Below are 23796 nucleotides of genomic sequence, written 5' to 3'. Positions count from 1 at the left end.
GCCGATTTACCACAGTTTCAGGCTTTTCTTCTCGCTTGCGGAAGCGTCAGCCGTGCGACGACGACGTTTCGGCTGCGCCTTCTCGCCTCCCTCGATCTTCGCGACCTTCTCGCGAAGACGCGAGGCGCGGCGCTCCTCTCGGGCTTCCCCCTCGCCCGTGCCCCCGAGGACGACCTCAAGCGCGCGGGCCGCGTCTTTGGCGTGATGCTCGTAGAGCTTGGCGAGCTCGAGGCGAACGGCCGGATCGTCGACCTCGGCCGCGAGCGTTTCGTAGTCGGCGAGCGCCCGCGCCTTGTCACCCCGCGCCTTGGCGATCTCCGCGCGCGCACGCACGGCTTCGGACCCCGCACCGCGCGCATGGGCGGCCTCGACGGCGTCCATCGCCTGGTCCATCGACCCGGCGCGCTTGAGGGTTCGTGCCACGCCCACGAGATCGGCCGGCGCGAGCTGCGTGCCTTCGAGCGGCTCGCCGTAAAGCCCCAAGATGGCGGCCATCGAGACGACGTCCCACGCGTTGTGCTCGACGACGCCGATCAGCGCGCGCGGATCGCCCGAGCGCAAGAAATGCAAGTAGCACGCGCTCACTTCGCCGGAGGGCACGTCGTCTTCGCGCACGAAACCAAGCACCTCGCGCTCGACCGCGCCGAGACGGCTGCCGAAGCCGCGCGCCTTGTGCAAGCGACGCGCGACGTGCAGCAGATCGAGATGCGGCGGCTCTTCCGGCATCGTCGCACGCCCCATGACGAAGCGCGTGCGGAGGACCGGCATGTCGAAGCTCTTGCCGTTGAAGGTGACGAGCATCGAGGCTTGACGAATGCGCTCGGCGACGCGCGCGAGGACCGGCGCCTCTTCGCCGAGCTGGCGAACGAGAAGCTGCTCGACGATGAGCCCCGCTTCGTCGTCCCAGAAAGCAAGGCCCACGAGGAACGCGACCGTGCCGGCGCCGGGGCCGAGGCCCGTGGTCTCGGTGTCGAGGTAGAGGGCGCGCGAGACGTCGCACGGTGCAAGACGTGGATCGAGCGCCAGCAGCGCGAGAAGCGACGAGGACGCCGTGCGTGCCGCCGTCACCGGCGCTCGGCCGACCCGATGCGCGCCCGACAGACGGAGCGTTCGCACGTGAAGCGGCCCGACCGGCGTCTGCTCTACCGCGAAGGGCAGATCGTCGACGTCGACCTTGGGGACCTCGCGCTTCTCGCTCCGAGAGCGCACGAGGATCGCGTCCATCCGCGCCCGGAGCTCGTCGAGCACCGAACGGCCGCCGTCGGTCGCCGTCGCCGCTTCGCGGACGTCAGGCGTCGTCGGTCGGGCGGGCTGCTCCTCACGCGTGAAGAGGTTTGCCTTCGGCTCTTCCTGCGGTTCGAAGAGGCGCGGGAAACCGAGCGCCGGCTCGAACGTGCTCCTGCGGCTCGTGGGTTCCGAACGCGATTCGCCGAACGACTCAGGGGCCTCGGGCACGCACTCGCGCACGGGCTCGGGCGCGACTCCTGACGGCGACGGCGACGGCAACGCGACGCTCCCCGGGCCGGCGTTCGAGAGCCGGCCAAGGCGTGTCGCGAGGGAGGGACGGCCGGCCATCGCCGGCTACGATACATCCGATCAGTGCGTTCGGAAAGCTCCGGGGACGTCCGGTCGCTTCGGCGCTTCGGCAAGCGCGGCGTTCGGCCCAGCAATGATCCCCTTGCGGATCCAGGCGAGCGGCTTGTCGTTGGCGAGGTCGATCGAACCGTCGCCACGGTCGACACCGAGCGAGGTGAGCAGCCCGTCGAGGTCGATACGCTCGCCGCGCGCCGCGTACCGCTCGTACATCGAGCTGAGGACGTGCGTGCCCGTCACTTCGTCTCCGAGGTGGACGACCTCGGCGACGGTCCAAACCTTCGTCGCGTCGCCGCCGCGTTCGAGCGCCGCGCGAACGACGTCGTCGAGCGAGTGCCTGCCGCGCGTCTCTTCGCGGATGCGCACGTCGGCGGCGAAACAGAAGAGCGCGCCGCCCCAGTAGATCGAATCCAAGTCACTCCGCTGCGCGAGGCCAGAGGCCGAGCCGCGCTCGGGAACGCCGCGCGGCATGTTGCGCGCGAACTGCTTGAAGACCTCGGCGTCGGTCGTCCAACCGGCACGCGCGCGGAGGATCGGCTCGTAGTACGTCGCGAGACCTTCGCCGAGCCAGCGCCCTTCCCCGCGGAACGTCGGAAAGCCGAGGTGGAAGAGCTCGTGGACGAGCACCCAATCCTGCTCGGTGGCCGTGGCCGGCATCTTGTCGCCAACGACGAGCACCACGGACGCGCCGGCGAGCGAGAGCACCTTGCCGAAGACGACCTCGTCTTCACCGCGCGCGGGAACGACGAAGAGCGTGGTGCGATCGACGGGGAATTTCCCGAAGAGCGGCTTCACGACCTCGGCGGCGCGGGCAATCCACGCGCGCATCGCGGTGTCGGGCATGCCGTACTGGACCTTGCCGAGGATCGCGACGTCGATGCGCGCCGGGTTCGGGCCGGGCACGTCGACGCGGTAGCGCCGCATCGGTCCGAACGCCGTGAAGCTACCTTCGTCGAGATCGTACGAACGGAAGGTGAACGCGCGGCCCGACTCGTCACTGCCATGCATCCCGGAGATGAACTGCGTCGCGTTCGGCGTGCGAACGTGGACATCGACGGGCACGTCGGTCTTCGGAATCGGGTGCACGAGCCAGGCGAGCGAGGGCGAGAGGGTCGCCTCTCCAACACGGCGAGCGCAGTCGACGTCGTCACCGCACCCTTGGGCGAGCTCGCCGAGGTCGACGCGATAGCGCAGCGTGCAATGCCGCTGGCAGGAGGGCTCGACCCACGAGGTGCCTTTGCGGGCGACCGATCGATAGCCGTTCGGCGTCTTCACCTGCATCTCGCGGACGAACGACGCCGACTCACGCCCGATCGCGATTCGATCGGTTCGAGCGTTGTCGAACGTCGCCTCCACGACGACCGTGCGAGAGCCGGTTGCAGGCGCCTCGACCTCGTATGCCCACGAACCGTTCGCTCGCGCATCCGCGGCGGGCTTCATACAAGCCGACGACGCGAGCACGAGGAGCGGTAGCGACACCGACCGGAGGAGCGCCACCCCGTACTGCATTGCGCCCATACCCTTGCTCTAGCACTCGGGATGCCTAACGCTTTGGAGGCGACCGGGCGACGCGGCGCGTGTGGAAGAGCGATCGAACTCGGCCGCTCGAGATCGGTTCCGGACTCGAGCGGAGCATCCTTCGATGCATCACGCCCACAGCCTGCGGACTCGATGCCGACTCGCGGCGGCAATACGGACGAGCGCGCCGCCTCGGAGGTGAGTTGGACCGAACGCCACGCGACGACCGGCGGCACGAGCAGCCACCACGCGCATGTGGCGAACGGCACCAAGCACGGCCGATATGTGCCACGCTCGCGAATCGGCATCGGTGCCGAATGCCCCGCACGGCGATCGGCACGAGACGCGACACCCCGCCGTCGCTGCGAAGAAGGCGTGTAAGCGGGTCTCCGCTTTCGAGGGGCTGGAACGTCCTCGAGCGTCGAAGGGCGATCAGAACGCGAGGTCGGAGGCGGCCTGCTGGTTCACGCGCACCTGCGCCTTGCCTTCGCGTGAGGCGGGCGCCGGTGCCGACGGACGCGCGCCCGCCGCCGCCGGAGGAGGCGCGGCGAAGTTCTGTTCGGCCGCCGCGACCGCGCCGAGTTGGTCGTCGAAATCGCGGTCGAGCGACTTCTTCGCACGCGGAGGGGCCTTGGCCGGGGCGGCCGCGGCGAGAGCGAGCGACGACGATTCCGTCTTCTTGAGCTCGGTGCGACGGGCAGCAAGCTTGGCGCGCGCTTCGTCGATTCGGCCCGACTCGAAGAGCTGGTTGGCTTCCGTGAGCGTCTGCGCGGTGCGGCTACGTTCGAGACGCGCGGCCACGAACGGATCGAGGTCACGTTGCTCGCGCCCGTCGTCGCGGACACTGAGCGCCAGGCTTCCGCCGCAGGAGCCGTCCGACTTCTTCACCAAGTCTCGGTACACGAGCTTCACGTCTGCCACGGGCTGCGAGCCATCGTGATCGGTCGGCACGCGCAGCTTCACGAGGACGGTCTTCTCCTGCTTCGCGCTGAAGGTGCCGAAGGGGACGATCAGCTTGTTGCCTTCGCGACGGAACGTGCGGTCGAACACTTCGGCGACTTCGACACCGGGCGCGAGCTCGATGGCGAGCTCCGCCGACGAGGCCACCGAGGCGAGGAGGTCGTCGAACTCCTGGGAAAAGACCTGGGGCAGCCCGCTCGCGTTGGCGACGAAGTGGTGGCGACCGTTGGTCTCGCTGGCGATGGCCGCCATGACCTTTTCGTCGAAGTCGACGTCGACGCCGATGGTCGAGATGGTGACACCGCGATCGTGCATTCGCCTCGCCATGGCGCGAAGGCCCGAGACGTCTTTGATGCCCACGTTCGTGGCGCCGTCGGAGAGGAGAATCATGCGGCTCACGCGGTCGGGACCGAGCGAGCTCGAGCCGAGCTGCACCATGGCCTCCTGGAGGCCACACGAGATGCAGGTGTCGCCGCCGAGACGAATCGAACGAATGGCGGCCGCGACGCTTCCGCGAGTATCGGCGCCGAGACGCGTGGGAGGAACGACGACCTGGGCCGACGTATCGAAGGCGACGACGGTTACGCTGTCGCCGTCGCGAAGGCGCTCGACCGCCAGGGACGCTGCACTCATGGCGTTCGCGATGCGGTCGCCCTTCATCGAGCCCGAGCGATCGATGACGATGGCGAGGTGCATGGGAGGGGCGGATGCGGCCTTGTCGTCGCTCGCGGAGACCTGTGCGAAGAGGAACGTCTCGCCGCTCCCGGAGCGTGCCAGTGAGGCATGACCGAGGCGTGCATCGACGAGCAGCGTGTCGCCCGCCGTCATGCGTGCCGAATCGCCCGTGGTGCCGACGAGGTCCGTCCGATCCTTGCCGATCCACGGCTCACGGACCGGGCCAGCCTTGGAGACGGGAATGGCGAAGGCCCCCGCCGCGGACGCGAGGACTCCGCAAGCAGCGAGCACCAGGGTCGTCTTCAGCTTCATCGGATTCTCCACGGAGGTCCACGCGGGCCCCTCCACGCTGGTACGAACGGGACGCCCGAAGGTTCTCGGGAAAGTGAACGTGGCCGAGGCGACCGACCTTACGCTTCCCCACCCTCTCCTCGGCGCCGCACTCCGGCGACCTCGAGCAGGCCCCACGACGGGTGGCCTCCAACGAGGACGAGCACCGCGTCGACGGGGAGCGTGTGCGCGGGGCGACCGTCAGTGCCGGCGAGCTTCACCGACCTCGTGGTCACGGCCACGGGGACCGTGCCGAAGAGGAGCTTCAGGGCTCCCTTGGCGAGGAGCTGTTTCATCTCGCCGACGTTGCGGGCCTTGCCTCGCGTGAAGTCGCGACCGCGGTAGGACACGGTCACCGAGGTTCCGGGCTGCCGTGCGAGGGCCACGGCGGCCTCCATCGCGCTGTCTCCGAGGCCGACGACGAGGACCCGCTTGCCGGCGAAGCTCCGAGCGTCGGCCAGCGCATGGCTGATCTTCGACTCGGCACCAGGATCGACGGCGAGCGGCAACGTCTTGGGCGTGCCACGGCGACCGATGGCGAGCACGACGCGGGCGGCACGGAAGATCGTCTCCTGCCCCTCGAGCTCTGCCCCGACCTCGAAGCCTGCACCTCGGGGCTCGATGCGCGTCACGCGGCGACCTTCGCGGACGTCGATGGCCCGAGTGCGCACGATGCGTGTCCACTGGGCGACGAGCTCCTCCTTCGTCGCTTCACGCAGCCAGAGCTCGCCCTCGACAGGAAGATCGAGCGGCGGATCGTGGACGATCTTGTCGCGAGGGAAGCTCTTGATGCTCGCCGCGACCGAGGCCTGCTCGAGGACCACGCACGAGAGCCCCTTCTCGCGCGCACGCAGCGCCGCCGAGAGCCCGGCCGGACCGGCGCCGACGACGAGCACGTCGATGGGTTCGGTGCGCTTCTTGGGCATGGTGGACGCAATCCGATCGACCACTCGCACGCCCTGGTGGATGGCATTCTTGATGAGCGGCAGTCCAGTGAGGTCGCCGGCCAAATACAGCCCCGGCACGTGGGGGCTCTCGAGGTGTTCGTCGACGTGCGGGATGTCCTTGGTCGCGTCGCCCTCGTCGATCGTGAGGCTCCCGTTCGGACACACGCGCTCGCAGAGCACGACGCCGCAACACTCGTCGGGCCGGGCCACGACGGCCACGTATTTTTCGATGGTGAGGACGTCGAACGGACAGGCATCGACGCACGCGTAACAACCGAGGCAGCGGCTGGCGTCGATGACGGGAAGCTTTCGTCGCGCGGCGGGAGTCTCGAGCTTCGGCGCCGGCGGCAGTGCCTTGTCACGACGTCGGCGGTCGCGAAGAGCGACGAGCGCACCGAAGGCAGCGGCACCGCCGAAGGCGCCGGCGACGGGTAGCCACGGCCCGTTCGCATTCGAAGCGCGCGAAACCCAGGGCGTCGTGACGGCCACCGCGCGCGTGGCCTCCCATGCCACTGCGCGGGCTTCGGCGCGGGAGGCGGGACGGTGTTCGTCGAAGCAAAGACTCGGTCGCGTGGCGAGGCTGCTCTCCGGATCGCGGCGAACGTCCCGCGACACGCACGCGGCGATGGGGTCGCGCGCGTCTCGGGGATCGTGGCACTTGGCGCACGCCGCGAGGGAGACGAGTGGCACCGTCGTCGGCTTGCTGAACACGCCGTTCGTCTTGGCCTGCACCGGCACGGCACCGGCGCCCCAGCGAAGCGCGCCTCCGTCTGGCCCGAACGTCACGCCCTGGAATGCATCGTGGGCGGGATGGCAGGTCGCGCAGGTCAACTCCCCCCGGGCGGCAAGCGAGCGATGCGCAGGACGTGCCGAGAGATGCGAGCTGCTCGCGTGGCACGCCGTACAGCCCGACGACGCTGCGAAGGAGGGCGCCTGACCGGGCTCGTGACACTTCACACATGTCACTCCCGCATTCGTGTGGGGCGGCGCCACCGCGCGATCGTGACCGGCCGGCAACCCCGACGTCGCGACGGTGCACACCGCCGCTGCCGCGGCCCCCAGCGCGACGAGACCGAGGACGCCGGCGCGTGTCACGTCGCTCGAAGCGATCGCGCGCCGGACGTTCTTGACGCGAGCGCGCTCACTCATCGGAGCAGCACTCCAAGCGCGTGGGTGACGAGGAACACGAGGGCAACCCCGGTTGCCGCGAGATGCACGCCGACCCAGCCGCGCAGCGCAACCGTCAAGACGCGCGTTCCACGCAACGCGCGCAGTTCGACGACCGTGCGGAGGACTTCGTCGCCCCCCTTCAGGCTCTCGCTCTTGCGGCCTCCGACCAGCGCATCGATCCGACGGCGCAGGAGTTCTTCTTCTTCGCGCAGAGTACGCCCCGAGGCCAGCATGCGTACGACACCGAGCCACGAGCGGCGATAGGGCCGGAGGATCTTCGCGTAGAGCACCTTGGTGGCTTCGCTCTTGCCGGACAGCTGCGCGAAGAGCCGCTCCTCGAGCGACGCCGATTCAGCTCCGAGCTCTTCGGGCAGCACACTGCGGCGCTCGAGTCGCGAGAGGAGCGGTGGGAGGAGCCGCTGCACGAGAGCTCCGAAAATGCCGCTCGCAAACGCGACACCGAGCGCGAGGAGCAAGGCCCCCCGACGTTCGCCGTGACGCGGCCGTGCGTGTGCGAGATCGTCGCGCCGAGCGCCAGACCTCCCACAACGACGTGCGTAACGTAGAGCGCCGGGGCGATCGCCCGCCCAGCGAGCGCCGCACGTGCACGCACGACGAGCTTGGGCATGCGCTTGAGCACGCCATGGGCGACGAGGGCCGCGACGAGGCCTCCCGCAAGCCATCCGCTCGTCCACGGACCGAGCTTCGCCAGCGCGAGACCGGCGGCCGCGAGCGCTCCGCCAACGAACCAAGGCAAGGTCGGCACGCGACGAGGCCAGGCCATCTGCGCTTCTGTGGCCGGCGACGCGCGGGACGTGGGCAAGAGCTCGACGAGCGCTTCGTTGGGGTCGATGCGGGCAATGGCCTGCACCGGACAGGTCGCCACGCACGCCGGCTCGCTGCCCGAGCACAGATCGCATTTGACGGCGACCTCGGGATACTCCGATTCGTCCTTCGAAGACCGCGGGGCGAGCTGGATGTTGTCCCACGGACAGCCCTTCGCGCAGTTTCCGCACCCCGTGCAGAGCGCCTCGCGAATGAACACCTCGCCGCGCGCGTCGCGACCGATGGCGCCCGTCGGGCAATCGACCATGCAGCTCGGATGACGGCAATGCTGGCAGCTGTTCGGGACGAGCAGGGGCGCGGTGATCGCCGCCGAGCCTTCCTGCCGAACTTGCGCCACGATCTTGTCGCCGCGTCGAACGAGCCGGCTGATGCCGTCGGCGTGGGTGCTCGCGCAGCTGAACGCGCAATGCCCGCAACGTACGCACGAGTTCTGATCGATGACGAGCAGCGAGCGCGCCACGCGCATGCGATAGAGGTCGCGGAACACGTGAGCCGCCGTCTGCGCGCCGAAAGGCAACGACGAAGGTGACGTCACCCGGAGGCGCGTTCCCTCGGTCAGCCGCGGGTTGCGTCGTGCGAGGCCGACGAACACGTCGCGTGGGATGCGAACCACCCAGGAAGGGCCCTGGGCGACCACGCTGATTCGCCGAGCGTCGCGTGCTTCGAGCTCGGCCTCGCCGAAGAGATCGCCGCGACCGAGATACGCTTCGACGCGAGGACGGCCCTCGTCGTCGGATTGTGCCTGGAGCACCCCGTCGGCCACGACGCACGCGTGCTCGGGCGCGTCCCCCTCGCGGTAGACGAACTCCCCTCGCCCGAGATGCAGATGTGTCGCCGCGTCGACGAGGATCTCGAGATCGCGTTCACCAAGCGACCGCGCGAAGCTCGATGCACGCAGCAGATCGAAGGCCGCCGAACGCCGTAGTGCACGCTCGGATCGTTCGACCAGCTCGGCGCCGCCCGAGCGACCGATCGCCCGACGAAGCACGGTGACGGGGATCTCGGCAATGGTGCACGCCTCGCGCGCGCGCGCATCGGAATGACGCGTGGCGAAGGCACCGATGATGGACTCTTCGCCGAAGAGCTCTCCGCGGCCTACGCTGCGAAGCACGGTCTTTCCCGTGTCACCACACCCGACCGCGTGCAGCTCGCACGAGCCTTGGACCACGACGCAGAGCATGTCGGCGGGCTCGCCCATCCGATAGACGAGCTCGCCCCTTCCTACGGTGCGCAGCGCTCCCGCCGCCTCGATCTCCGCACGGGCGCGCCCGTCGAGCCCACGCAAGATCGGCGTACCCCAGACGAGGTCGGGAAAGACGGGCGGCGGCGCGGCTAGCGTCATCGCTCCTCCACGAGGGTGGTCGCGTCGGCAAGGTCGATGGGGCGATTCTTGCGCAGCATGCGCGCCTCGAGCTGCGCGCCGCTCGGACGAAGCCCTTCGGCGGCCTTGCGGCTCTCGTACGCCGCGAACGCGCGCAGCAAAAATGGCGGGAACGGGCGGAAGCGAAGGCGGGCCGAGACGCGAAGCGGTCCGGGGCGGCCCGAGGCTTCGAGATCGTAGGTGTAGCGAAGGACCGCTCCGGGCGGCGCCGATCGCGTGTCGATGATCGCGTCCGGAGCTTTGGCGATTCCGCGATCGGCATCGAGCGCGCCCACGGGAAAATAGGTCTCGAAGAAGGCATTCCTGCCCGTGAGGTTCGAACGACACTCACCGGTGTCGGCGTCGTAGTCGCCGTCTTCGAAGCGATCGGCGCGCGTGATTCCCTGCCCCGGTCCGGGCTGACACCGCCCCTCGGCGTCGATCGTTCCGATGCATCGCACGCAGCGGAGAAACCCGTTCTGCATGTTCACGAGCCCGCGACCGCGGAAGGTGGTGCCGCCAAGGATGGGATTCGGGTCCCAGCGCGGCACGTCCGGACCATCGAGCACGTTGGCCCCGAAGACGCCGAGGGGGCGGCCCCGGCGGTCGACGTTGGAGTCGTCGGTGCGAATGCGCGCGAACGTCTTGTCTTTGAGGTCCGCCTCGTCGCTGTCGAGGCGGCCTACCTCGTAGACCGTCTGACCGCGGGCATCGGTCACGGTCAACTCGACCCAGATTTCCCGCTCCTGACTGAAGCCGGCAGGGACGCGGTGTCCCGCGCCGACGTTCTCGATCTCGAGCGGGATCTGCACGCGTCCGGCGCTGCGCACGGCGCGCCCCAGCGCGAAGCGAAAGGTGTGACGAAGAAGCTGCTCGCGGCGGTTCTCGAGACCGCGCGGGAGGCCGAGGCTGTCGAGGTTCGGATCGGAAGCCCAAGCCGCAGGAAACTCGTCGGCAAGCGGAACGTCGACGCTGGTGAAGTAGTGGACCGAGGCCGGGCGGAGCTCGTGCGACGACGTGGAGGCCGGAGCCCTCGGCAACTCGCCCGGAGCCCTCGCCTCGAAATGGAAACCGCTCGGACAGCCCTCGCGCGCCCCAGACTTCCCCTCGCCGTCGCGCACGCAAACGCCGGGGTAGAGGCTCATGTGGCAGTCCTGGCAGGTCGCTGCGCGACGACCGGCCACCTTCTCGGCGTCGGCCCAACTTCGCCACTCCGAGTAGGCGTTGCGCAGGCGCTTGAAGGGCTCGGCGCGGTCGCGGACGCCCAGCGCGTCGGTACCGAAGAGGCGCACGTCGTGGCACGCACCGCAGAACTCGCTCGAGGCGAGATAGCTCTTCGCCGACGATGGCATCGCGGCGTGCACGATCGGATCTCCCAAATTTCCCGAGCCGAGAGAGGTCCGCAAGAATGCCGACGGCTCGAGCAGGTAGCCGCTGTTGGCGATGCCGCGGACGCCACGCGCATCTTCGGGCCGCATGCGAAAGACCGCGCCGGTGGTGAACGAGGTCCACGAGGCGTTGCCTTGGTAACGGCCGCCTTCGTGCGCCGGGCCGATCGTCTGATGGCAGACGGCGCACGAGATCCCTTCCATGGCCTGCGGCGAAAGCAGATCACGCAGCGGCTTGCGGGACGCGCCGGAGGTCGAGACCGCGCTCCATGCGGGCATCGCCCCGCCGAGGTTGTCGCCGGCGGCGTGGCAGTTCACGCACCAGTGCTCCCCGCCCGAACCGGTGACGGCAATGCCGCTTCGCTCGTCGCGACACACATCGCCGCTTCCCGCACGACGAAGGATGCCGGCACCGTTCGGACATTGCGCGTCGCGGCCGACCTGCTCCTCGACCAGGCTCTCGAGCGCGCCGAAAAGAGGACTCTTGACGGAGTGGGCCATCACCGAGCGACTCCACTCGGCCACCTGACGCGCATGGCAAGGCGCGCACGATTCGGCATTCGTGACTGCGAGAGGCCGCCGATCGGACACGACGTTCTCGCGCGCCGCGGGCTTGCTCTCCGCGCCGGAGGCCAAAAGCGTTGCGACGAGCACCCCGAGGCCTCCCGCCACCGGAGCCCAGGCCCAGAGACGCCGCGCGCCGCCGATCGGAACCTGCGCCCGATTCGGCTTGGCGATCCGCTGCGCTGCCGACTTTTGTGCACCATACACAGACACGATTGGCGATGACGACGGGCGATCCCCGCGAAGGAGCTCGTCGCAACGCTGGGCGATCTCCCCTGCCGACGACGGGCGTTGCGAAGCCTCCGGATCGAGCAGCGAGAGGACGAAGCTCTGCACGCCCGGCCGCAGCGCTCCGGCGATCGCGTCTTCGAAGGGCGGCGGGGCCGAACCTTCGAGCGCGCCGCGCAGCCCCAAACCCGAAAAGGGGTGGTCTCCGGCAATTAGGCGATACGCGACGAGCCCGAGAACGTAACGATTCGCCGCGTTGTCCCAAGGCGCGCCCGAGGCCTGCGCGGGTGGAGTCCACTTCGACGCGCCACCGCCCCTGGCGGGATGACTCGATGCACCGCCCGAGACCGGCGCGTCACCGACGAGCGCGCGTACCCATCCGTCCGCAAGCACCCAGGCTCGCCCTGCCCCGGCGAGCGCGATCGAAGCAGGACCGATGGCCCCTGGAAAGATCCCCGCGCGCTCGGCCGCCTCGAGGGCTCGAGCCACGTCGCGGACGTTCGCCAGCGCCAGCGTCCCTTCGAGCCGCTCGCCTTTCGGAAGCGACGCCACGGTCTGACTCACCGCGCGGCGCACGACGAACGCGCCTTCGTCGTCGTCTCCCCAGCCCGCGTCGAAGCCACCGAGGCCTTTCGCGCCGAGCGTGGCGAGTCGCTTCGCCACGCTCTCCATCGCCCGCGGCAGCGCCCACAATTCACCGCTCTCGCCTTCGCAGCCGAAGCGGACCGCGCGCCCGACGATTCCGAGGCGCTCGCCCGTGCGTGGACGCAGACGTGCGCGGGGCTCGCGGGAGTCCAACGGCTCGCCCTTTCAGCGCCCCGGCGGCGAGTCCAGGCGCGCGGTGGTTGTCGCCGGCGCCTCGGAGCCGGCATACGACCGCAAGCGAACGACGTACGTGGTGAGCCCGGCCACGAGTGAGAGGGCGACGATCGCGACGATGGCGAGCCACGTCGGGACTTCGCGCGGACGCGAGACGTTCTGCTCGAGGAGCGCCACGGTGTCGGTGCGCGGCGCCTTCGCCTCGGGCTTGCGCTCGGCCTCCTTGGCAACAGGCTCGGCCGAGGGCGCGGACTTGGTGGCGCCGCCTCCCTCGCGTCGCGTCGCCGGAGTTTCGCCCTTGGGACGCGGGCCCCCGGTGCGGGCCGCCATCGACGTGCCCGCCGAGCGGAACATCGAGAGGCGTTCGACGACCTGGCGAGCGCTCGATGGCCGAAGCTCGGGATCCTTTTCGAGCATCGCAAAGAGCAGGTCTTCCACGCCGCGCGGGAGGCCCTCCCGCACCTCGTCGTGGAGCGCGGGTGGCGTTGCGGTGCACTGCAGGTTGAGCAGCTCGCGCGGCGACGGCGAGCGAAACGGCGCGTCGCCCGAAAGCATCTCGTAGAACACGAGCCCCAGCGAGTACAGGTCGCTCCGCGCGTCGATCGTGCGCGCGTCGATCTGCTCGGGGCTCATGTACTGGAGCGTGCCGATGCTCTGCGTGTTGGTCCCGTGAATACCCTCGAGGACTTTGGCGATGCCGAAGTCCATGACTTTGAGGCCCGTGGGCTCCGCGTCTTCGGCGCTGTCGCCGTCGACCGTGAGCATCACGTTCTCCGGCTTCAAGTCGCGATGGACGATCGAGGGCTCCTGCTCATGCGCGACGGCGAGCGCTTCGGCGATGCGAAGCGCGTTCTCGAGAGCCGTCTGCCAAGGCAACGGCCCGCGGCGCGTGAGCTCCTGACGAAGCGTGCGACCGTGGAGATACTCGAGGACCAGCACGAGCTGCCCGTCGTTCTCCATCGATGCGAGGCTGCGAACGAGGTTCGGATGCTCGAGATGCGCGAGAATCTGCATCTCGTTCAAGAAGAGGCGGCGGCCCTCTTCGTGGCGTGTCAGCTCGGGCCGAAGGACCTTCAAGGCCACGCGACGCTTGGAGAGCCGCTCCTCCGCTTCGTAGACCTTGCCCATCCCGCCTTCGCCGATGAGCCGCTTGATGAAGTATTCGCCAATCCGATCCATCGCCCACTCCGATGCGGGATCGAGCGACGCACCGAAGCCGCTCGGGTCCTGCCAATTGCGTTCTACGGACGGCACGGGCCATCGATCTGATCTTCGTCGCGCGGAGATCACGCCGTCGTCGTCCTCGGAATTCCCGTCGGGACGCGAGCTCCCGCACGTCGGACACGTGGGCGGCACCAGCCGGGCGACCATGGACGGCCGTGTGGGCGAAGTCGGTATCGATCCGTAAGCGCGCGTGGACATGGCAAGGCCCGCGGGTCCAGACGCATCAGGCGCCGGAAAGTTTCCCGCTGCCTCGACAACGCCCGATTGCGCGCGACCTTACGGGGACTACTCGAGAACGGTCTGAGTCCCGCCCTGGCGCACAACCGCGAGGAGGTCGTGCATGTCGAAGGCAAGAGTCTCGGGCAGCTCGTCGTCTCGGAAGAGGCGCGCCTCACGGATCTCGAGGGGGTTCTTCGGCGCCTTGGTGGGCGCCTCGACGATGCACTCGACGCCGATCGTCACGGCGTGGAAGCGCGGATCACGCGAGGGCTTCGACCAGGCGCCGAGCACGCGCACGAGCTCGAGCGAGGTGACGCCTGCTTCTTCGTCGAGCTCGCGGTCGAGCGCCGTTCGAAGGGTCTCACCCCACTCGAGCGTTCCGCCGGGAAGTCCCCATGTGCCCGTGTCGCCGCGTCGAATGAGGAGCCAGCGTCCGTCGCGGGTGCGCGCGACCGCCGAGATGCCGACGACCGGACGTCGCAGGAGATGACGCGTCGCCTCGTGGACGATGCCGTACGCCGCCTTGGGAAGCCACCGCAGGATCACGCGGCGCACCCTATCAGGAAGCGCGCGTCGTCGTCGCGTCGAGGAACGTGAGTGCGCGCGAGGTGGCCCAGCTCGTGATCCAGCTCGCCTCGTCGAGGCCGGAAACCCACCCGATGTGACCGCCCTGCGTGCTCATCGCCACGCGCACGGCCCGCGACGCGTCGGCCAGCCACGGCTTGACCGAGAAGCTCGGGACCATCGGATCGTCCTCGGCGTGCAAGAGCAAGGTCGGCACCTCGATGCGAGGAAGCCAGGGGCCCGAGCGCGCGGCCTCGTAGTACGCGTCGACGTTCGCAAAGCCATGCATCGGCGCGATGATCGTTCCGTCGTAGTAGCGAAACGAGCTCATGCGCTTGACGTCGGCAGGCCTGTAATGCGCGAGCATCGGGTGGTGCCGAGCGAACGCGCGCGCGCCTTCGGAGAGGCCACGCAGCACGTGGAAGCGGTACGGCAAGCGCCCGATCGAGTCCATCCAGGGCCCAACCTTCGTGTAATCGAGCGGCGCCGAGATGCTGACGATGGATCGGACCCCGGACGGCACGTCGGTCCCCCATTCGCCGGCGAGCTTGAGCGCGATGCTCCCACCGCCCGAGAAGCCGAGGATCGAGACGCCGTCGGCACGCGGATCGGCAAGCAGCTCCCGCACGACGACGCCGACGTCGCTCGTCAGGCCCGCGTGGTAGAGCGACGGGACGTCCGGAATGCTCGTGCCGGCGCCGCGTAGGTTGAGGCGCACGACGTGGTAGCCGCGGCGATGGAGCGCAACCGATGCGCGGAGGACATAGCGAGATTCGGTCGAGCCGCCGATGCCGTGGATCACGACCACGACGGGACGCCGTTCGGTCGTGGTGGCCCACCAAGCGCGCGCGTGGAGGACGTGCTTGCGCTCCGGATCGAGCGGAATGCGCAGATCATCGGTCGTCGTCTCGACGTGGGACCTCGGCGGTGCAAAGAGCGGCGCCGCTGCGCCCAGCGTCTGAAGATGTGGGCTCGAAAGCCACCGCGATGTGACGAAGTCCGAGGTGTACATGTCCGCCGCGTTTCGTAGCCGGCTCGGCCGGTCACGGCAACCCGGACCGACGCGTCGGCAAACCTTGCTGGTCGTCCGCGAGCCATCCGATTAGCGTGCCTCCCCGATGTCACCCACGCCGTCGATCGTCTCGGTGCTGCTCGCCGCGACGGTTCTACAGATTGGATGCGGCGGGGGCCGAGCGAGAGACGTCGCGGGCGAGCGTCGTCCCGGGAGTCGTGGTGCCACCACGGGGGCTTCCGATGCGGGGGCCGCCGTGCCGTCGGTGCCCCCTCCGCCGCGCGCCATCGCCCAGCCCGAGGCCCGCGGTGCAAAGACGCGCGTGCTCGTGCACGCCGGCGCGAGGGCCGTCGCGGTCGACGCCGACAACCTCTACTACGGCGACACCGAGCAAGATGCCGTCTTCGCCGTCCCGAAGGCGGGCGGAGAGCCGAGACGTCTCGCGCGGCGCGCACCGGTGGCTGGAACGTTCGCGCTCGACCAGGACGAGCTCGCATGGGTCGCAACGCCCGGCGACGTCGTGCTCCGTGTGAACGTGAAGACCGAGGCGAGCTCGACGCTCCACGACAAGGGGATCTTCTCCGACGTCGCAGCCGATCGCGGCGAGTTCTTCATCACCGAAGTTTTCGGCGCGGGTGGCGCGATTCTGCGAGCCACCAAAGGCACGACTACCAAGATCGCGACGCTCGACGCCTCGCCTCGCGCGCTCGTCGTCTCTGGCGATCAGCTCTTCGTAACCACGCCGCAGAAGCTACTTCGCGCGACGAGAACGCGCGGCGACGTCGAGACGATTGCCACGGGTACAGGGTTCGACAGCCCGCAAGCGGCAGGCGACTTCGTCTACGTCGTGGCAACCGAGCCCGACGGCACGGGGCGCAGAATCGCGCGCATCCCGAAGGCGGGCGGCACGCTCACGCCCCTCGTCCGCGACGTTCGCGACGCACCGATGGAGGTGGCCGGCGACGAAATTCTGTACTTCGCCGCCGGTCGTCCTCAGCTGCGGGCGATGGCTCTCGCCGGCGGCTCTTCGCGCATCGTCGCCGAGGACGAAGCATTCTCGTACGCCGCCGCCCTCGCCTCGGACGCCTCCACCGTCTACGTCGCGACCGGCGCCGGCGAGGACGGTGTCATTCTCGCCGTGCCGCGGAAGTAGCGTCCCTCAGGGAGCGCACGCAGGGTCGAACGTGTAGATCGTCGCGGCCGTCGGTGAGTCGACCGAGAGCAGGTAGCCGATACCGTTGCTGCCAGCGGCGGCGAGCTCGTTGACGGGCAACGTGAGCACGTGACGGCGGACGCTTCCGTCGTCGTTCTTCAGGAGACCGAGGGGCTCCTTTTTGGCGAAGACCACGCTCGTCTGCGCGAGATTGCCGGCCGTTGCCGTGGTGACGATCGCCGTCTTGCCGTCGAGCATCGCCGCCGGACCAACGACGCCTGCGCCGAATCCGGCGGTCACGCCGGGAGCGTTGTACACCTCGACGTCGAACGCAGGCCCCACGTCGAAATTCGCGTTGCCATCACCCACGAGGAAGTGTGCGCGCGCGGCTCGAATGTTGGGTTGCGGATCCGGAGACGGCGGGTTGGGCGCGCCGGTCAGCGACGCCACGTTCCAGAAGAGCGCGCCGTCGGGGCTCGTGGCCATGACCTGTGGAGGGTAGACGATACCGGCATCGGGCAGCGCGACGTCGCCCGCGTTCTGCGGGCTCGGGCTGCCCGCACCGTTGACGAACGAGAAGCTCGCGGTGCCGTTCGGCGCGAACGACTGCAGAATGAGGCGCGTTCCGCTCATGGCGACGGGTGACATGCCCGCCGAAAACGTGATCGGGGTCGCCGACAGCTCGGCCGGCTCGACGAACGGAGGCTCGATGCTGACCGACGGGAACGACGCTTCCCTCGACAACGAGAGGAGGAGCGCCGTGCTGTTGGCGCGAGGCACCAGCGTAAGACCTTCGCCCGGCGGGCGATTGAGCGACACGAGCACGGTGGTCGCCGTGAGCTTCGCCGCGAACGGGTCGGCCGGAACGTCGAGCCACGCAATCTGCACGCGCGAGGAAGGCGCCGCGCCTCCCGCGCCGCCGAGGAAGAAGACGCGATTGCCGCTGGCGACGATCTGGCCGGGCAAGAAGCCGAGGCCCACGAGCGGCACCTTCTCGCCCTCGGTCGCGGCAGGGTTCGAAGCCCTGAACGCGACGACGCCGTTGGGCGTTCCGACGAAGAGGTACGGATAGACGGCGGCGAAGCAGCGACCGAGCGCGCCACCGCAACCGATGCCGGCGCCGACCTGGAACGAGCCCGCGTGGTACGGATGCGCGGCGGGCGCCCCGCATGTCTTCGCGGCAACGTCGCACTTCGCCGAATTGCAGGCCGAGGGCTTGCACACGTCGAAGACACAAGTCTTCCGCGTGAGGTCGCACTTCCCCTTCAGACAGCCATCCGTCGTCGTGCACTCATCGTCCGTCGTACACACACCTCCGTCGGGCGTGTGGATGGGCGGCGAGCCGTCGGTCGAAGGGTCGCTCGACCCATCCTGTTCGGAGACGAGCCCCGGACCACCGCCGTCGGGGCGATCGATGAGCGACTCGTCGAGACCGAGCGAACAGCCGGCCACGACCCCGAACGTGACGAACATTCCACCCGCGGCCAGCAAGAAAGCGCGACGCATCAGAACGATCCTCCAACGACGCCGAAACCGGGTCCGCCCGAGACGCTGACATGCGCGTGACCGGACTCCTTGTCCGGCCAGACGACGAGCGCAACACCACCGGCAAGAAGCACCGCCCCCGAGATGATCGCCACGTTGGTCCACGTCTGTAGCGACGAGGCATGATCGAACGACGCACGCGTGGGGCCCGCATCGTAGGCGTCTTTGGCGCTGTTGGCCTGGAGGCCGAGCACGATCGAGCTCGCGAGAACGGCCACGCCCGCGCCACCGACGATGCCGCCGACGACGCGGCGCGTGTTCCAGAACTCGGCATGCGCGGGCGGCGCGGGCGCCTCGGGCGGCGCGGCGGCCACGGGCTCGGGCTCCTTGGGCGCTTCCTTCGGCTCGTCCTTGAGCTCGAGGGGCGTCACCTTTCCTGCGTCGAGCGAGACGTCACGGCGCTCGATCGCTTTGCCGGGTGCACGCACGGTGAGCGCATGGACGCCGGGCGAGCCATGAAGGCGCACGGGCGTTGCCATCTCGCTGAAGGTATCGAGTTGTACTTTCCAACCTTCGGGCGCGGTCACCGAGAGCGTGCCGAGCGTGCGTTCGAGCTGTCCGACGCGCTCCTTCGCTAGCCCCGTTTGTTTGGGATCGAGACCACCGACTTCGAGCGCACGCCCGAACGCATCGGCGGCGCGCTCGGGTCGTGATGCGAGATCCCAGGCGAGGCCCGCGGTGTAGAGCGCGACGGCGTTCGTCCGAAAGCCCGCCGCGGCTTCGAAGTGGAGCGCGGCTTCGGAGTAGCGCTTGGCCTGGAAGGCCTGCGTTCCCATTTGGTATTGGCTTCGCGCCTCTGCGGCCGAGTCCGCCGCCGCTGCGGGCGACGTCGATGCCGACGAAGGAGAAGAAGGAGAAGGCTCATCCGCCTGTGCCATCGCCGTCGTAGATACGAAGGCAACGAGCAAGGCGAAGCCGCTTGTGCACGTCCGTACACGTCGCTTCATCAACCTCAGAATAGAGCGAAAAGACGCGGCTTTTCCAAGACGACTGTGAAGAGAATCGGAGTCGCGTCGCCGAGGGGGGGTGGATCGGCCGTGCGTCAGAACGGATTGGCCGGCAGCGCCGGATCGGCCTTGGCCGGCCCGCGCGGCTTGGGCGTCACGGGAACGGCGGGAACGGCCGGCGCCTCCGGCTTCGAGGCGGGCGCAGCGTGCTTTTCCTCCGGCTTTTCCTCGGAGGTTTTGGCGTTCGCCTTGTCGGCCGGCTTGTCCGCGGCTTCGGCGGCCGCCGTCGGCTTGTCGTCGCCCAGCTCGATGCTCGGGGGCGGTGAGGCCTTCGGGACGAGGTCGAGCGGCGAATTCGTCAGGGTGTCGACCATGACGGTCAACTCCTCGTGATCTTTCGCGCGCACGATGAGCACCGCGGTTTTTCCGCGAGCCGGACGGGGAATCGACAGCGTTCCCGCCGGCAACTCGTGGCCATCGACGGAGATCGTCGCGTCGGCCGGCGTGACGTGGAGCGCAATATCGGTCAGCACGGCTGCGTTCTCGGCGGGGCGTGGCTCGGCCGACGCCACCACGGTCTTCGCCGCCGGCTGCTCCGCGGAGGCCGCGGGGGCCTTCGCGCGCCAAACCATGAACGCGCCACCGCCAATGAGCGCAGCGAACACGAGACCAATGCCGGCCGCGAGGACGTACTGGCCTGCACCGGCCGCCGGCGCATCGGCCACGGGCGGCGGATCCTGCGGCCCGATGGGCGCCGGCGTGCCTATCGACGGCGGCGACGACTCTTCGAGGGTGTGCACCGACGGAACGTCGCCAGCGCCGGGAGGAGGCGGCGTGAGGCCCGGCCCCCAACCGCCGCCTGGCATCGGCACCATCGGTGCGAGCGGCGTGGCGGTGGACGGCGCCATCGGCGTCATGGCCACGCCCGGATAGGATCCCGAGGACGAGGGCACGTGGACGGCGCTCAGCGGTGCAAGCGTCATCTTCCCGCTCATGGGCGGTCGAATGCTGGGCGACGACTGCACGCCGGAGCGATTCGAGGGGGTCATCGCGCCCGGCGGCTCGCTACGTGACACCGGCTCGCGCTCCCCCGCCGGCGTGGAGGCGAGGCGGATGCGTTCCTTGCGCTTCTCGAGCTGGGGGCCGATACGCTGACGAATCAGCTGGGCGACGTTCGACTGCGTGATGAGCGAGCCCTTGGCCAGGTACTCCTCGAGCGCGAAGCGCATGCGCTCGGCCGTGGGGAAGCGCACGAGAGGCTGAGGCGACAGCGCGCGCTGCACGATCCGTTCGAGCTCGGGCGGGTACCCGGGCACGAGCGTCGACGGTGCAGGGAACTCCCCCTTGGTGATGGCGTGCATCACCTGGTGATCGCCCTGACCGCGGAACGGACGCTTGCCGGTCGTAGCCTCGTAGATCACGACGCCGAGCGAGAAGATGTCGCTCCGGCGATCGATCGTGCCACCGGTGATCTGCTCCGGCGCCATGTACGCGATCTTGCCTTTGAGCTGTCCCGCGTTGGTCTCCTCGTGGAGCTGGCCGAGCGCCTTGGCGACGCCGAAGTCAGCGACCTTCGTCACGCCGTCGCCGGTCAAAAGCAAGTTGTGAGGGGACAGATCGCGATGGACGACGTGGAGGGGGCGCCCGCTGTCATCGGCCAGCTCGTGAGCCGCGTGCAACCCGGCGCAGGCGTCAGCGACGATGCGCGCGACGACGCGGGCGTCGATGGCTTCGGGCTTGCCTGAGGCGCGGAGGATGCGCGCGAGCGAGTCGCCGGTCACCCACTCCATCGCGAGGTAGAGCGTGTCTTGCTCCTCGCCGAGCTCGTAGATCTCGCAAACGTTCGGATGGTGGATGGCGGCCGCGATGCGCGCCTCGTCGAGGAACATCCGTTCGAACTCGGGATGGCTCGCGAGATGCGGGAGGATCGTCTTGAGCGCGACGACCTTCTGGAAGCCGCGCTGCCCATGCAAGCGAGCAGCCCAAACTCGCGCCATTCCACCACGCGCGATCGGAACGAGAAGTTCGTAGCGCCCGAGGCACGTGCCCGGTCGCATGGAGCCGAAATCGGACGGCTCCTCGACGAGCTCCTCGGAAGCAAGGACGTCGGCCACGGACACAATCCTACACTACAAATCCTCGCGAGGCCCGTCAGTGAGGACTTCCTGCATCAGCGACGCGCAGTCACACCTAGCGTCCGAGGGCTGATACGGAAAAGAGACGGGGCGGGGACGCGAATGGCGCGCCTGTCTGGGCGTGGGAAAGCGGACAAACCCCGCAAAAATCGAGGTTCCGAAGGACAGCGGCAGCGCGGTGACAGCCGCGCCAAGGTCTGGTGACAGGTCCGCGCCACGAGTCGGTCGGTCTGGCTGGCACGCATGTCGCGGACGCTCGATCGGCGGATGCTGGCCGCCGTCGCCCCTGCCCTCCGCGCCCAGCTCGCCGCGCATGCGCTCGCCACTCCGCTCTGGCTCTACGCGACGAGGCAGACGCCGCGCCCCGCTCGTGTTCGCCGTCGGCGCGGTTGGCTCGTGTGGAGGTGGCGGCATCGACATGCTCGCGACCGCCGACACGCTCGCGCGCGTTCCCATCTCGCGAACGTCGGCGACGGCGGGCTTGATGGCAGCAGCGCATTGGTCGCGCACATCGTTGCGAGCCCGCTCACGGGCATGGCGATCGATCGCATCCACGCATTTTCGGTCGCGCTGCTGGCGGTGCAGCGGTCGTTCTGACGTCTCGGGTCTTCGTCGCGCTCGGCGATCGGGCGCGCTAGTGTGCTCGCATGCGAATGCTTCACACCATGCTCCGCGTCGGCGATCTCGAAGCGTCCAAGCGCTTCTATTGCGAAGCGCTCGGCATGAAGGTCTTGCGCGAGAACGAGTATCCCGAAGGCAAGTTCACGCTGTGCTTCATCGGTTACGGCGACGAGGACAGCAACACGGTCATCGAGCTCACCCACAACTGGGGAAAGACCGATTACACGCTCGGCGACGCCTACGGCCACATCGCCCTCGGCACGGACGACATCCGAGGAGCGTGCGAACGCGTCCGCTCACTCGGCTACAACGTCACGCGTGAACCGGGGCCGATGAAGCACGGCACGACGGTCATTGCGTTCGTCGAAGATCCCAACGGCTACAAGATCGAACTCATCGAGCGGAGCTGAACCATGGGCCTACTCCTCCATGCCGAAGGCAACGGCGCATCGACCTCTCAGCGTCTGGTCAAGAGCTTCGCTCCCGCGACCGGAGAGCTGCTCGGCGAGATCCACGCCGCTACGCGCGACGAGGCTCATGCCGTGGTCGAGCGAGCGCGACGCGCGCAGGCGGCCTGGGGAGTTCTTCCCATCGAAGAGCGCTGCGAGCGTCTGCTCCGTCTGCGAGATGCCCTCGTCGACCGCGTCGAAGAGATCGTCGAGGTCATCAGCAAAGAGTGCGGCAAGCCTCGCGGCGAGGCGCTCACCCAGGAGGTCACCGTCACGGTCGACCTCCTCACCTACTACTGCAAGAACGCCCCGCGCATTCTCGCGCCGCGCGACATCGGCCTTCACCTCCTCAAGCACAAGGCAAGCGCCGTCCACTACGCGCCGCGTGGCGTAGTCGGCATCATCTCTCCCTGGAATTTCCCGTTCGTCATCCCGATGGGTGATGCCGTAGCGGCGCTCGTCGCCGGCAATGCGGTCGTCATCAAGCCGAGCGAAGTGACGCCGCTGACGATCGCGAAGGCCAAGGAGATCTGGGACAGCACGGGCCTTCCAGAGGATCTCTTCGGCGTCGTCTACGGCTTCGGCGAAGCCGGCCAGGCCCTCATCGAGAGCGGCATCCAGAAGCTGGTCTTCACGGGCGCCGTCGACACGGGAAAACGCGTCGCCGCAGCATGCGGAGCGAACCTCGTGCCTTGCGTGATGGAGCTCGGTGGGAAGGCCCCGCTCATCGCTTGCGCCGACTGCGACGTCGAACGAACCGCGCGTGCGATCGTGTTCGGTGGTTTCGTCAACGCGGGCCAGGTGTGCATCTCGGTCGAGCGCGTGTACGCCCACGAGACGATCCACGACAAGCTCCTATCCCGCGTTCGCGACCTGACCAAGGAGCTCCGCGTCGGCAACCCCGAGGGCGACGGCGTCGACGTCGGCGCGATCATCTTTCCGAAGCAGATCGAGATCGCCGAAAAGCACATCCAGGACGCCGTCTCCAAGGGCGCCGAGATCGTCACGGGCGGCAAGCGTCGTCCCGACGGACAGTTCTTCGAGCCCACGGTCCTCGCCAACTGCAATCACTCGATGACGGTGATGAAGCAGGAGATCTTCGGGCCGGTGGTGCCAATCCAGAAGGTCTCCTCGGAGGAGGAGGCAATCCGCCTGGCGAACGATTCTCACCTCGGACTGAACGCTTACGTGTTCACGAAAGATCGCGCGAAGGGCAAACGCATTGCCGCGCGGATCGACGCAGGCAACGTGGTCATCAACGACGTCCTTCTGAACTACGCCGCTGCCGAGGCGCCGTTCGGTGGCGTCAAGCAGAGTGGCTACGGGCGCATCCACGGCGAAGATGCCCTCCGCGAGATGTGCGAGACGCGGCAAGTGCTCTCGTCACGCGTGCCGGAGCCGTCGAAGGACCCGTTCTGGTTTCCCTACTCCGGCAAATCGTACCGCTGGCAGCTCCGTGCGCTCCGCGCACTGTTCTCGCGCGGTCCGCTCCTCGAACGGCTCGGCAAGCTGCTCTAGCCCGCGCTCGC

Annotated in this window: 16 protein-coding genes; 4 read left to right on the top strand and 12 right to left on the bottom strand. The window is 68.7% G+C overall.

The window, feature by feature from the left end:
• Window positions 1-6: 6 nt before the first annotated feature.
• The 9 genes from AKJ09_RS38855 to AKJ09_RS38815 all read right to left on the bottom strand — a co-directional run bounded on the left by AKJ09_RS38855 (window position 7) and on the right by AKJ09_RS38815 (window position 15417).
• Entirely contained in the window at window positions 7-1575 is a 1569-nt protein-coding gene (locus AKJ09_RS38855; protein WP_240488760.1) for a ribonuclease H-like domain-containing protein, read from the bottom strand.
• Between the two features lie 21 nt (window positions 1576-1596).
• Window positions 1597-3111, bottom strand: coding sequence for a M61 metallopeptidase family protein (locus tag AKJ09_RS53645; protein WP_169928214.1), 1515 nt, complete (start codon window positions 3109-3111; stop codon window positions 1597-1599).
• 432 nt (window positions 3112-3543) lie between these two features.
• The gene (locus tag AKJ09_RS38845; RefSeq protein WP_146652886.1) at window positions 3544-5058 is read right to left on the bottom strand and encodes a vWA domain-containing protein; all 1515 of its coding nucleotides are present in this window, start codon (window positions 5056-5058) and stop codon (window positions 3544-3546) included.
• A gap of 98 nt (window positions 5059-5156) precedes the next feature.
• A complete protein-coding gene (locus AKJ09_RS38840; RefSeq protein WP_146652885.1) occupies window positions 5157-7172 on the bottom strand; it encodes an NAD(P)-binding domain-containing protein in 2016 nt (671 codons plus the stop codon).
• 160 nt (window positions 7173-7332) lie between these two features.
• Window positions 7333-9381, bottom strand: coding sequence for a cyclic nucleotide-binding domain-containing protein (locus tag AKJ09_RS38835; protein WP_146652884.1), 2049 nt, complete (start codon window positions 9379-9381; stop codon window positions 7333-7335).
• Window positions 9378-12377 (bottom strand): serine/threonine-protein kinase, encoded by a 3000-nt coding sequence (locus AKJ09_RS38830; RefSeq protein WP_146652883.1) that lies wholly within the window; start codon window positions 12375-12377, stop codon window positions 9378-9380. Before AKJ09_RS38830 ends, AKJ09_RS38835 begins: the two co-directional genes overlap by 4 nt.
• A 12-nt stretch (window positions 12378-12389) precedes the next feature.
• The gene (locus tag AKJ09_RS38825) at window positions 12390-13652 is read right to left on the bottom strand and encodes a serine/threonine-protein kinase (RefSeq protein ID WP_240488759.1); all 1263 of its coding nucleotides are present in this window, start codon (window positions 13650-13652) and stop codon (window positions 12390-12392) included.
• 255 nt (window positions 13653-13907) lie between these two features.
• Window positions 13908-14387 (bottom strand): NUDIX domain-containing protein, encoded by a 480-nt coding sequence (locus AKJ09_RS38820; protein WP_240488757.1) that lies wholly within the window; start codon window positions 14385-14387, stop codon window positions 13908-13910.
• A gap of 13 nt (window positions 14388-14400) precedes the next feature.
• The gene (locus AKJ09_RS38815; RefSeq protein WP_146652881.1) at window positions 14401-15417 is read right to left on the bottom strand and encodes a YheT family hydrolase; all 1017 of its coding nucleotides are present in this window, start codon (window positions 15415-15417) and stop codon (window positions 14401-14403) included.
• A 106-nt stretch (window positions 15418-15523) separates the two neighbouring features.
• Between AKJ09_RS38815 and AKJ09_RS38810 the strand changes: the two genes are divergently transcribed.
• Window positions 15524-16570: a hypothetical protein gene (locus tag AKJ09_RS38810; protein ID WP_146652880.1), complete on the top strand. Its 1047-nt coding sequence runs from the start codon at window positions 15524-15526 to the stop codon at window positions 16568-16570.
• Window positions 16571-16576: 6 nt separating this feature from the next.
• Here the strand turns inward: AKJ09_RS38810 and AKJ09_RS38805 are convergent, their stop codons facing one another.
• The 3 genes from AKJ09_RS38805 to AKJ09_RS38795 all read right to left on the bottom strand — a co-directional run bounded on the left by AKJ09_RS38805 (window position 16577) and on the right by AKJ09_RS38795 (window position 21176).
• On the bottom strand, window positions 16577-18076 hold the full coding sequence (locus AKJ09_RS38805; RefSeq protein WP_146652879.1) for a hypothetical protein: 1500 nt from the start codon (window positions 18074-18076) through the stop codon (window positions 16577-16579).
• Window positions 18076-18993 (bottom strand): hypothetical protein, encoded by a 918-nt coding sequence (locus tag AKJ09_RS38800; protein WP_146652878.1) that lies wholly within the window; start codon window positions 18991-18993, stop codon window positions 18076-18078. Before AKJ09_RS38800 ends, AKJ09_RS38805 begins: the two co-directional genes overlap by 1 nt.
• Window positions 18994-19157: 164 nt before the next feature.
• The gene (locus AKJ09_RS38795) at window positions 19158-21176 is read right to left on the bottom strand and encodes a serine/threonine-protein kinase (protein ID WP_146652877.1); all 2019 of its coding nucleotides are present in this window, start codon (window positions 21174-21176) and stop codon (window positions 19158-19160) included.
• A gap of 264 nt (window positions 21177-21440) precedes the next feature.
• Here AKJ09_RS38795 and AKJ09_RS38790 point away from each other — a divergent pair, with 264 nt between their 5' ends.
• From AKJ09_RS38790 to AKJ09_RS38780, 3 genes are read left to right on the top strand one after another with little or no spacing between them, the layout of a single operon-like run.
• Complete coding sequence (locus AKJ09_RS38790; RefSeq protein WP_146652876.1) at window positions 21441-21794, top strand: hypothetical protein; 354 nt, start codon at window positions 21441-21443, stop codon at window positions 21792-21794.
• A 50-nt stretch (window positions 21795-21844) separates the two neighbouring features.
• Window positions 21845-22228 (top strand): lactoylglutathione lyase, encoded by a 384-nt coding sequence (gene gloA, locus AKJ09_RS38785; protein ID WP_146652875.1) that lies wholly within the window; start codon window positions 21845-21847, stop codon window positions 22226-22228.
• Between the two features lie 3 nt (window positions 22229-22231).
• Window positions 22232-23785: an aldehyde dehydrogenase family protein gene (locus tag AKJ09_RS38780; protein ID WP_146652874.1), complete on the top strand. Its 1554-nt coding sequence runs from the start codon at window positions 22232-22234 to the stop codon at window positions 23783-23785.
• The last annotated feature ends 11 nt before the right edge of the window (window positions 23786-23796 follow it).

It is taken from the genome of Labilithrix luteola (assembly GCF_001263205.1).
Taxonomy (GTDB): Bacteria; Myxococcota_A; Polyangia; order Polyangiales; family Polyangiaceae; genus Labilithrix; species Labilithrix luteola.
The sequence above is the reverse complement of the archived record's forward strand: the minus strand, read 5'-3'. Positions and strand labels throughout refer to the sequence as shown.

Coding starts and splice junctions, on each gene's coding strand:
- AKJ09_RS38855 (WP_240488760.1), bottom strand. CDS start 1,575: ATGGCCGGCCGTCCCTCCCTCGCGACACGCCTTGGCCGGCTCTCGAAC.
- AKJ09_RS53645 (WP_169928214.1), bottom strand. CDS start 3,111: ATGGGCGCAATGCAGTACGGGGTGGCGCTCCTCCGGTCGGTGTCGCTA.
- AKJ09_RS38845 (WP_146652886.1), bottom strand. CDS start 5,058: ATGAAGCTGAAGACGACCCTGGTGCTCGCTGCTTGCGGAGTCCTCGCG.
- AKJ09_RS38840 (WP_146652885.1), bottom strand. CDS start 7,172: ATGAGTGAGCGCGCTCGCGTCAAGAACGTCCGGCGCGCGATCGCTTCG.
- AKJ09_RS38835 (WP_146652884.1), bottom strand. CDS start 9,381: ATGACGCTAGCCGCGCCGCCGCCCGTCTTTCCCGACCTCGTCTGGGGT.
- AKJ09_RS38815 (WP_146652881.1), bottom strand. CDS start 15,417: ATGTACACCTCGGACTTCGTCACATCGCGGTGGCTTTCGAGCCCACAT.
- AKJ09_RS38810 (WP_146652880.1), top strand. CDS start 15,524: ATGTCACCCACGCCGTCGATCGTCTCGGTGCTGCTCGCCGCGACGGTT.
- AKJ09_RS38805 (WP_146652879.1), bottom strand. CDS start 18,076: ATGCGTCGCGCTTTCTTGCTGGCCGCGGGTGGAATGTTCGTCACGTTC.
- AKJ09_RS38800 (WP_146652878.1), bottom strand. CDS start 18,993: ATGGCACAGGCGGATGAGCCTTCTCCTTCTTCTCCTTCGTCGGCATCG.
- AKJ09_RS38790 (WP_146652876.1), top strand. CDS start 21,441: ATGTCGCGGACGCTCGATCGGCGGATGCTGGCCGCCGTCGCCCCTGCC.
- gloA (WP_146652875.1), top strand. CDS start 21,845: ATGCGAATGCTTCACACCATGCTCCGCGTCGGCGATCTCGAAGCGTCC.
- AKJ09_RS38780 (WP_146652874.1), top strand. CDS start 22,232: ATGGGCCTACTCCTCCATGCCGAAGGCAACGGCGCATCGACCTCTCAG.